This window comes from Streptomyces sp. 13-12-16, from assembly GCF_002114215.1.
Lineage (GTDB): Bacteria > Actinomycetota > Actinomycetes > Streptomycetales > Streptomycetaceae > Streptomyces.
Window position 1 is genome coordinate 542 of record NZ_NCTE01001349.1, and the last position, 1,418, is coordinate 1,959.

A 1,418-nucleotide genomic window follows, 5' to 3' on the forward strand; every position below is an offset into this window, starting at 1 on the left:
ACTACGGCCTGCCGGGGCCGGTCACCAACCAGGTGCGGGAGGTGGTGTACGCCCCCAAGTCGGGCGGCCTGCTGTACGCCGCCATGGCGTTGATGATGGTGGTGCTCACGTGGCGGCAACGGTTCGTCGCGGTGGGGACGGCGATCGGTGTCGACCTCGTCTTCCTGGTGGTCCGGTGGGCGGCCGACGCGGAGACGGGCGGGGGCCACCCCTTCGGCAACGGCGCCCTCTGGGTGATCCTGGGCTGTGCGGTCGTCGCCGTCACCCGCCGCACCGGCCGGGAACGGGTCCTGCTCCTGAAAGGCGTCGGGCTGGCCCTGCTGCTGATGGCCGGCCGCAAGACCGGTGACACCTGGCTGCTCATCACCTCGAAGACCCGCCCGACGGTACTCGACCAGTACGTGGCCACCGCCGACCACGCGCTGGGCAACCCGTCGTGGCTGGCGGGCCGCATCGTGACGGCCACCGGCCCCGTCGGCTTCAACTTCCTCGACTTCGTCTACGGCAACCTCGCGGTGGCCGCGGTCATCGCCGCGCTGTACCAGCTGCGCCACGTGGCGGTCGAGCGCCGCTTCCCGCGCCACCACCTGGTGCGCACCTTCCTCGTGATCGGCCTCGTCGGGCCGGCCTTCTACATGATCTTCCCGGTGGTCGGACCGCTCTTCGCCTACGGCACGGGCACCGAGCACTGGGCTGCGGTCAGCCTGTGGGCGCCGGACATGCCGCCCAGCGAACCCTGGGCCGTGGCCGATCTGTGGCCGCGGACGCTGCCGCCGGCCGACACCCCGCACCCCATGCCGTTCGACGGGATCACCCCGCGGAACTGCATGCCCAGCCTGCACACGGCGTGGGCCACCGCGATCTTCATCCACTCCCGGAAGGGTCCCCGCGTCCTGCGGTTCGCAGGAACGTTCTGGCTGGTCGCCACGCTCGCCGCGACGCTGGGATTCGGCTACCACTACGGCGCGGACCTCATCGCCGGCGTGGTGTTCACGCTCACGATCGAGGCGGCCCTGCGCACGTTCGACCAGGGCTGGGACCGCTCGGGGATCCGGCTGGTCGCCTACGGAACGACGGTCTTCGCCGCGCTTCTGCTGTCCTACCGGTTCCTGCCGCTGGCGATGGCCGAGTACCCCTGGGTGTCCGGACCGCTGCTCGTGCTGGCCATGGTCTCGGTGATCCACGGCTACGTACGGACCACCGCACGGTGGGAGCCTAGGACCGCACCGGCGCGGCAACCGGAACCCCAGCCCGAACTGATCTGAGGCGTGCCGCACCGGACGTCGGCGGCACCCCGCTCCGAAGCCTCCGTGGCCCGCCCGCCGTCACGGGGGCGCCGGAAGCCCGGCGGCCGGTGCCGCGCCCTGTGCGTCCGCCGGCGGCCGGTCGTCCGTACCGGCCGTCACCGGGCGCCGTGG

The 1,418-nt window shown here is 72.4% G+C and carries 1 protein-coding gene; it reads left to right on the forward strand.

What is annotated here, in order from left to right; genetic code table 11:
• Positions 1 to 1,265: phosphatase PAP2 family protein (locus B7767_RS40755; RefSeq protein ID WP_085576290.1), on the forward strand; the 1,265-nt coding region annotated here is incomplete at its 5' end.
• Positions 1,266 to 1,418: the final 153 nt, after the last annotated feature.